Annotated in this window: 9 protein-coding genes; 3 read left to right on the forward strand and 6 right to left on the reverse strand. The window is 61.2% G+C overall.

Going from position 1 to position 8611, the window contains the following annotated elements; translation table 11 throughout:
- Together GPS82_RS12125 and GPS82_RS12130 are read right to left on the reverse strand one after the other, a co-directional pair.
- Positions 1–613: response regulator (locus tag GPS82_RS12125; protein ID WP_296495061.1), on the reverse strand; the 613-nt coding region annotated here is incomplete at its 3' end.
- Positions 610–3756, reverse strand: a complete 3147-nt coding sequence (locus tag GPS82_RS12130; RefSeq protein WP_363717558.1) for a PAS domain S-box protein — start codon at positions 3754–3756, stop codon at positions 610–612. The genes GPS82_RS12125 and GPS82_RS12130, both read right to left, overlap by 4 nt.
- 353 nt (positions 3757–4109) lie before the next feature.
- Between GPS82_RS12130 and GPS82_RS12140 the strand changes: the two genes are divergently transcribed.
- From GPS82_RS12140 to GPS82_RS12150, 3 genes are all read left to right on the forward strand, one after another.
- A complete protein-coding gene (locus tag GPS82_RS12140) occupies positions 4110–4319 on the forward strand; it encodes a glycine zipper 2TM domain-containing protein (protein WP_296495063.1) in 210 nt (69 codons plus the stop codon).
- A 184-nt stretch (positions 4320–4503) separates the two neighbouring features.
- The gene (locus GPS82_RS12145; protein ID WP_296495066.1) at positions 4504–5280 is read left to right on the forward strand and encodes a hypothetical protein; all 777 of its coding nucleotides are present in this window, start codon (positions 4504–4506) and stop codon (positions 5278–5280) included.
- An 18-nt stretch (positions 5281–5298) separates the two neighbouring features.
- Positions 5299–6171, forward strand: a complete 873-nt coding sequence (locus GPS82_RS12150) for a YihY/virulence factor BrkB family protein (protein ID WP_296495068.1) — start codon at positions 5299–5301, stop codon at positions 6169–6171.
- On the opposite strand, the gene GPS82_RS12155 is transcribed toward GPS82_RS12150, so the two are convergent.
- The 4 genes from GPS82_RS12155 to GPS82_RS12170 form a co-directional block, all read right to left on the reverse strand.
- Entirely contained in the window at positions 6155–6439 is a 285-nt protein-coding gene (locus GPS82_RS12155) for a hypothetical protein (protein WP_296495071.1), read from the reverse strand. The two genes, GPS82_RS12150 and GPS82_RS12155, sit on opposite strands and share 17 nt — an antisense overlap.
- Positions 6440–6484: 45 nt before the next feature.
- The gene (locus tag GPS82_RS12160; RefSeq protein WP_296495074.1) at positions 6485–7417 is read right to left on the reverse strand and encodes an OmpA family protein; all 933 of its coding nucleotides are present in this window, start codon (positions 7415–7417) and stop codon (positions 6485–6487) included.
- A 26-nt stretch (positions 7418–7443) separates the two neighbouring features.
- Positions 7444–7818, reverse strand: coding sequence for a DUF4398 domain-containing protein (locus tag GPS82_RS12165; protein WP_296495076.1), 375 nt, complete (start codon positions 7816–7818; stop codon positions 7444–7446).
- Positions 7819–8164: 346 nt separating this feature from the next.
- Positions 8165–8611, reverse strand: a 447-nt coding sequence (locus GPS82_RS12170; RefSeq protein WP_296495078.1) for an efflux RND transporter permease subunit, incomplete at its 5' end; no start/stop codon positions are given.

Genomic DNA, 8611 nt, shown 5'->3' on the forward strand with positions numbered 1-8611 from the left:
CGTCGTGGCCCAGGGTGTCATTGAGTTGCTTGAAATGATCAATGTCCAGAAACATCAGGGCGCAATGCTGTTGTGAGCGGGCTGAGGCCAGCCTGACCTGGTGCAAACGGTCCATTAGCAGGCGCCGGTTGGGTAACTTGGTGAGCGCATCATGCAGCGCGAATGACTCCAGCGTGTTGGCAGCATTTTGAAGTTGCTTGTGCAGCAAACGGACTTCAAGCATATTGTGAATGCGGGTTTTCAGCTCAATCAGGTCAAGCGGCTTGGCCATGAAGTCTTTCGCCCCAGACGCCAGCGCCCGCAGCTTGTGCCCGGGCTGCGCGGTCACCGCCAACACCGGCAGGTAGCCCCCGCGTTGCATGTCCTGCAAGTCCTGCATCACCTGAAAACCATCCTTGCCCGGCATCTGCAGGTCGAGCAAAATCAGGTCAAAGGCGTGCAAGCGATGCAGCCCGCAGACGGCGAACGGGTCAGTGGTGGCGCTCAGGTTGTGATAGCCCGCGGCGCTCAGCAACTGCTCAAGCAGTTGCACATTTGCTGACAGGTCGTCAACGATCAGAATGTGGGCCGCAAGAATTTCGTGCGGGGTGATCGTGAAAAGGTCTGGCGTCATTCAATCGCTTCTTTGACGCGCGCCCTGGCGCTCGCCATCCCTTCGTCGAGGGCCAGCATGAACTCATTCACCCGGATCGGCTTGGTCAGATAGCGATAGAACCCGGCGGCCAGGCCTTTTTCAATGTCACGCTGCATGGCGTTGGCGCTCAGAGCCATGACCGGAATATGCTGTGTGACAGGGTCTTCCAGCAATATCGCCAGCGCCTGCATGCCACTGATGCCGGGCAGGTTGATGTCCATCAGGATCAGGTCGGGCTGGTGCGCGCGCGCCAGGGCAATGCCGCGCATGGCATCCTGCGCGCCCAGCAAGCGCATGTCCGGGCGGCGGGCAACAAGCTGCTCCACCAGTGCCATGTTGGCCTGGTTGTCTTCCATATAGAGCAGCGTGAGCACTGAAGCATCCGCCGGCGCAGTGACGGGTGCCAGGTCAAGCGGTGGCGATTCATCCATGTCCAGTTGGGGGCCCGATGCAGCGTTGAGCTCAAACCAGAACACACTGCCCGCCCCGACGGCGCTGGTCACGCCAATTTCGCCGCCCATCAACTCCACCAGCTGGCGACTCACCACCAGGCCAATGCCGGTGCCCTCCTCGGTGCCGGCCTCCTGCCCGAGGCGGTTGAAGGGTTGGAACAATTGCGAAATTTTCAGGGGCGACAGCCCTTGGCCGCTGTCGCGCACACTGATACGCAGGCGGTCTGCGTCATGCATCCGGTAGGTGACTTCAACGGTACCGTTGGCGCGGTTGTATTTGATGGCGTTGGAAAGCAGATTCACCAGCACCTGCTTGAGGCGCGTGCGGTCGGCAACGACAAAACAGTCAATGCCAATGACCGGAAACTTGATGGAAATGCCTTTTTGCTGGGCTTGCGGCGCAATCATGGCCTGGCAGTCCTGCAGCACGTCGTGCAACGAAGTGGGCTCCAGCGACAGCGACAGGCGACCGGATTCGATCAGGGCCAGATCGAGAATTTCGTTGATCAGCTCGAGCAAATACCAGCCGGCCGTGAGGATCTGCCCGACACTGGCGGCCTGTGTTGGCGAAGGCGGCGGCTCGCCTGACTCCAGCAACTGCGCAAATCCCAGAATGGCGTTGAGCGGCGAGCGTAGTTCGTGGCTCATGCTCGACAAAAAGTCGGACTTGGCCTGGTTGGCATGGTCGGCCGCCTGGCGGGCGCGTTCCAGCTCGACGTTCTTGTTTTGCAGCACCAGGTCAAGCCGCGCACGCTCGGCTTCGACCTGCTTGCGCGCGGTGTTGTCGGTGCCGATCAGCAGGTAGCCAATGATGCTGCCCTGGTCGTCACGCAGCGCGGTGACCGACACCACGGCGGGAAAGCGGCTGCCGTCCTTGCGGATGTAGGTGAGCTCGTAAATGTCTTCGATGCCGCGCGAGGCCTTGAACACCAGCGCCTCAAAGCCGGGGCTGATGCTGGTTTCCAGTTCGGTGCTCAACGATTCGGCACGGGCAATGACCTCCTGCGGGTCGGAAATATCGGCCGGGGTGATCTTGTTCATCACCTCGGCGGCGGTGTAGCCCAGCATGCGCTCGGCGCCCACGTTGAAAATCTGGATCACGCCCTTGGCATCGGTGGCAATGCTGGAAAAGTTGGCGCTGTCAAAAATCGCCTTTTGCAGGGCGCCAGCCTCGCGCAGCGCTTCTTCTGCCTGTTTGCGCGCCGAAATGTCGCGCAGGATGCCGGTGAAATAGCTTTGCCCGCGCAGTTTCATCTCACTGACCGCGATCTCCAGCGGAAAAGTGCTGCCATTCTTGCGCTGGCCCACCACCTCCCGGCCCTCGCCCTTGGCGCGCGCCGCATCGCTGGCCTCGTAATACTCAAGCGACACATTGCGCTGGTCTTGATCGAGCTCGGGAATCAGCACGCTCAAGGATTTGCCGGCAAGCTCCTCGGCGCTGTAGCCAAACATCAGTTCGATGGCCGGGTTGGTGGTTTCGATGATGCCGCCGTCGGCATGCACCGTTACCAGCCCATCCACCACGGTGTTCAAAATGGTCTGCACCAGCGCGGCACTGTCGCGCAGGCTTTGCTGCGCCGCGTACTCGTCAGACACATTGCGAAACACCAGCACCGCGCCCACCACTTGACCCGCGCCATCGCGAATTGGGGCGCAGCTGTCGGCAACATCATATTCACGGGCATCGCGGGAAATCAGCACGGTGTGGTTGGCCAGGCCCTGCACGGTGCCGTGCGCCAGCGTGTCCGCCACCGGAATAACCGCCAGCATGCGGGTCTCTTTGTTGATGATGTGAAACACCTCGTTGATCGGTTGCCCGAACGCCTGCGCATGCGTCCATCCGGTCAGTGCCTCCGCCACCGGGTTGAGCAGGGTGATGCGAGCGGCCGTGTCTGTGGCAATGACCGCGTCACCAATTGAATTGAGCGTGACCGCCAGTTTTTGCTGGCTGTCCTCGAGATGCCCATTGGCCTGCGTCAGGCGCTGGTTGATTTGCTCTTTTGACTCCAGCAAGTGCCGGGTTTCCAGGTGCACCAGATTTTTGAGCCGCTGCTGCAAACCCCGGTAATAAAAATAGGCAAACAGAACAGCACCAAGAATCGCCAGCAATGAAAAAGCCGACATGCTGATCTGCAACCGACTTTTGTTGAGGTCAAGGGCTGCGTCGTTGAGTGATTGCGCCTGGGTCTTCACCAGGATGAAGTCGCGCATTTCGGCACGAATCACGCCCATCTGGCGCTTGCCGCTGCCACTGTCGATGAGCGCGCGGGCGCCTGTCAAGTCGCCGTTGCGGCGCAGCGCGATGGTTTGGGCAAGCTCGGCCATTTTGGCGTTGATCAAGGGTGCCATCGTGACCAGGTGCGCGCCGGCCTCGGCGTTGCCGTTGGAGGCCTGCAAGGCCTTGAACTGCGCGGGGATGGTTTCGCGCACCGCCAGATAGGGCGGCAGATAACTTTCGTCGCCGGACAGAACGTAGCCCCACTGCACGTCTTCGGCATCTTGCAGCCCGAGCAGCAGTCCGTTGGCCTCGCTGATGATCTGCCGGGTGTGCTGGCGCTGGGCGGAGCCCTCCGAAATCTGCTGGTAAGACCAGAACATGAACGCAATGCCGGCAGCCAACAGCAGCAGTGCGCCAGCCAGCCAGGTCAGGGTCTTGGAAATGATTTTCAATGAGTGGTACTCGTGATGCGGGTCTGACGAGGCGTAACAGGTTGTAAAAGCTTGTGCTGCCCCAGGTGCTGAATGCACCACCAGGCGTTATACACGCATGTGACGCCCAACCCGTCTGAACCGTCTGATCTGCCTGCCATGGCCGTTAATAAACATGGGTTGAGGCTACGGATGCGCCGCGGCCCCGTCTGTGTAGTGGCACACACAAGCCGAGCTACATTTGCCGGCATGTTTTTGGCCTGTGTACGCAAGCGCACAGACCCGCAGCCTTCGGCATTCAACAATGCTCTCTCGTTCGTGCCGGCATGCTTTGCGTTGCACGATTTGATTCTTAACCGTCCTGGAGAACTCTCATGAACTTTACCCAACGTATTTCTGCTTCTGTTTTGTTGTTGGCCGCCCTGGGCCTGGGCGGTTGCGCCGGCATGACCCACCAGGAAAAAGGCACGGCAACCGGCGCCGTCATTGGCGGCGTGGCCGGCAATGTGGTCGGTGGGGGCATCCTCGGCACCGCCGCCGGCGCCGCCGTGGGTGGCGTCATTGGCCACGAAGTAACCAAGTAAAAAGCTTTGTCGCAGGCCTTGGCCCTGACCTTGATTCTGGTTTTTGGCCGTGACGCCTGAACGGTACCGACCTGCCCGGAAAGATGGCTTGCGTTGCCTGGTCGGGCTCGCCCTGGCCTGTCATCTTGGCAGCACCTTGGCTTTGCCGGAGCCGCCAGCTGCGGCGGCGCTGCGGACGCAGCACATGCGCCTGCAGCAACCGCTGCTAAACAACCCGTTCGGACGGCCGCTGGTGCTGCAGTCCGTTGAACACGCCAAGGGTCTGAGCGGCGACATTTATGCTGTGGCGCCATACCCGTTTGCGGCTGTCAGCAACGGCATGCGGTCGCCAGACCACTGGTGCGAGGTCATGATCCTGCACATCAACACCAAATACTGCCATGCCATCGAAGAGCCTCAAGGCACCATCTTGCGTGTGAACATCGGCAAGAAAACGCCCCAGCCGATCGCAGATGCCCCACGAATGGAGTTTCGCTACAGCGAAACCGCCTTGACCCCCAGCTACTTTGCCATCACGCTCAACGCCAAAGACGGGCCGCTGGGCACCAGCAATTACCGCATCCGGCTGGAAGCGGTCGCGCTCCCCGACGGCAAGTCGTTTCTGCACCTCACCTACGCCTATGGCGTGGGCTTGGTTGGCCGGCTGGCCATGCAGACCTACCTCTCCACCGCCGGGGCAGACAAGGTGGGTTTCACCATGATCGACACAAACAGGGGGGAGCCCCCCACCTACGTGACGGGCGTGCGCGGTGTGGTCGAACGCAACACCATGCGTTATTACCTGGCCATCGACAGTTTTCTGGCATCGCAGCGCGAGCCACCCGCAGCCCGGCTTGAGCAACGGCTGCAGGCCTGGTTCAGTGCGGTCGAGCGCTACCCGCTCCAGTTGCATGAGGTCGAGCGGGCAGACTACCTTGCGATGAAGCGCGCCGAGGTGCAGCGCCAGCAAACGGTGAACTGAACACGGCTACCATTGCCCATGCCCTTTGATTTGCCGCTGTACTGGGTCCTGCTCAAACAGGTGTTCAACTCCTGGCTGGACGACGACGTGCAGAGCTTGGGCGCGGCGCTGGCCTACTACACGCTGTTTTCGCTGGCACCGCTGCTGCTCATCGTGATCGCCGTGGCCGGCCTGGTGTTTGGCCAGGAGGCGGCGCGCGGCGAAATCGAGTCGCAGTTGCGCGCGCTGATAGGCGAGCCCGGTGCCGGCGCGGTACAGGCGCTGCTGGCCAGCGTGGGCAAACCCACCGAGAGCAGGCTGGCCACACTGGTGGGCGTTGTCTTGTTGTTGATTGGCGCCACCACGGTGTTTGGCGAGTTGCAAAATGCGCTCGACCGCATTTGGCGCGTGCCTGCCACAGCGCCTGTCAGCGGCTGGCTGCATTTGCTGCGTGCCCGCATGCTGTCGTTTGGCATGATCTTGGTGATCGGCTTTTTATTGATGGTGTCGCTGGTGCTGAGCGCTGCGCTGGCCACCATGGAGCGCTTCTGGAGCCCGCTGTTTGGCGGCTGGATCACGATTGCCAGCTTCAGCAATGCGCCGGCCGGCTTTGCGCTGGTCACGGCAATGTTTGCGCTGATTTACAAGGTGATGCCGCGCGCCCAGGTGGAGTGGCGCGATGTCTGGACCGGTGCCCTGTTCACCGCCCTGTTGTTCAGCCTGGGCAAGGCTCTGATCGGCGTTTATATTGGCCGCAGCGGCATCGTGTCGGCCTTTGGCGCCGCCGGGTCTCTGGTGGTGGTGCTGCTGTGGGTGTATTACTCGGCCCAGATCTTTTTGATCGGGGCCGAGTTCACCTGGGTTTACGCCAACCTGTTTGGCTCCAGAAAGCCGCTTAAACCTGCGACTTGAAGTAGTTGAAAGAATGCACAAAGGCCTCGCGCACCTTGTCGGCCTCTTTCACCATGCTGTCCCAGTTGTCCTGGCTGGCTTCCTTGAGCTCGTCAAGCTTGACGCCCGCCAGCTTGGACTGGTGGCGCAGTTTGCGCATTTCTTCCAGATAGGCATCGCGCGCATCAGCTTTGGCCTCTTTGGCCTTGGCGTCGAGCTTGTTCATATTGGCGTTGAGTTCATCGAGTTGCGTCTTCATGGCTTCGATATAAACGTTTTTGGTGGTCATGGTTTTTACTCCTTGGGTTGAAAAATAGAGGGGAAGATGGGAGGCTTAGCGCGCCATCACTTTGCCGCTGTCGTCTGACAGCACAATCTCGACGCGACGGTTCAGCTGGCGATTGCCGGCGCTGTCATTGGCGGCTGCAGGAAAGGACTCGCCGTAGCCGCGCACCTCAATGCGCTCGCGTGCCACGCCCATGTCGAGCAAGGCGGTGCGCACCGCATTGGCGCGACGCTCCGACAGGCCCTGGTTGTAGTCAGCGGCCCCGGTGCTGTCGGCAAAACCCTCAACCATCACCCGGCGCTGCGGATTCTGTTGCAGCACATCGGCCAGCTTCTGGGCACTGCGCATGCCGTCGGGGGTCAGGCGCGACAGGTCGGTGCCAAACAGCACGTCACCCAGCGTGATGACCATGCCGCGCTCGGTCTTTTTGGCAGCCAGGTCAGCCAGTTGGGCTTCCAGCTGGGCGTTGCGCGCCTGTGCATCCTGCGTCTGGCGTTGGGCGTTGGCGGCGTCCAGCTGCGATTGCTGGGCGGCGCGCTGGGCCGTGGCGGCATCGCTTTGCGCCTGCTGGGCGGTCAGCGTGGCGCGTTCGGCGCTGAGTTTGGCGGCATTGGCCTCGTTGGTGCGTGAATCAAGACGCATCTGGTCACGTTCTTTGCCCGCACTGGCGACTTCTGCCTCGGCCACTTTGCGTTTGGTCACTTCTTGCGTGAGGGCAATTTTTTGCTTGGCCAAATAAGCCAGGTTGTTGATCTTGTCTTCGCTGTCGCGGTCATTGGCTGCCTCATTGGCCTGGGCCATGGCATCGCTGGCCTGTTTCATTTCAAGCGGGGCGTAGGTGGCCACGTTGGGGTTGGCTTGCGCAACCAGGTACTCGGAGCGGGCCTGCTCCAGCTGCGAGGTTGATTTGGGTGTCGAGCTGCAGCCTGCCATGAGAGCGGCAATGGCCAGAACGATGGGAGCCAGGTGGGTTTTGTTCATGATATTTCCTGTCGGTGTGAGTTGATTTATTTCGCGCGGTCGAGTTCTTCGCGCAGCACCCGAATATCTTCTTGCAAGACATCGGCGGCGGCCTGTGCCTTGACGGAACTGGCCTTGCTTTGCGCCAGCTTGGCATCGGCTTGCGCCTGGTTGGCCAGCTCTCTGGCTTCCTTGTAATCTTTGGCCAGCATGGCTTTGTTGGCCAGCGCCAGCTTCTCGCGTGCGGCATTCATTTCAAGCGGGGCGTACTGCGCGCCACCGGCTCCCGCCGCACTGTCCACCGCGGCCTTGGACACTGCCACATCGGCAGTCGCCGGGGTTTTCAGGCTGGTGCAGCCCACTGTGAGCGCAAGTGCCACGGCCGACAAAAGGGCAAGCCCGTGCCTGGTATTTAAATTCATCATGGTTTTCCTCTAACAATTCACCAAAAGCGGGATCGCTTTGGATAGATAGGGTTATAGGCGTCTGATCCCGATGGGTCTGTTCGCTGGCATACACAGCGGGGCAACGACCGCAGGCCAAGCGCTGGGAAAACCTGGTGCGGTGTGTGCTGGTGATGGGCCAAGCGGGCCAAGGCATTGGCAATTGAATGCCGGCACCACACGGCGCGCACCGCAGCGATTGGGGTATTGGGCTGCGCCGATGTCGCAAAGCGAAGCGCGTCTGAGGTGCAGCCCAATACCCCAACCGCTGCCACCCCGGACCAACGCAACCCCACGCCAACATAACCCCGGGCTTTAAAACCACCTAACCCGGATTGGCCACCGGCTCCAATGCGAGCTCTGTCTTGGGCCCCGGCACGTTTTTGCGCGCCAGCAGCGTGTACATGGTGGGCACCACAAACACCGTGAGCAAGGTGCCCAGGCTCATGCCGCCCACAATCACCCAGCCAATCTGCTGGCGGCTCTCGGCACCGGCGCCGGTGGCAATGGCCAGCGGCACCGCGCCCAGCACCATGGCGCCGGTGGTCATCATGATCGGGCGCAGGCGCTGCGCGGCCGACTGCTGGATGGCCGCCATCGTGTCAAGGCCCTGCTCGCGCAGCTTGTTGGCAAATTCCACGATCAAAATGCCGTGCTTGGTGATCAGGCCCACCAGCGTGATCAGGCCGATCTGGCTGAACACATTGAGCGTGCCGCCCGACCATTTGAGCGCCAGCAGCGCACCCGCCATCGACAGCGGCACGCTGAACAG

It is taken from the genome of Rhodoferax sp., assembly GCF_011391645.1.
Classification (GTDB): domain Bacteria; phylum Pseudomonadota; class Gammaproteobacteria; order Burkholderiales; family Burkholderiaceae_C; genus Rhodoferax.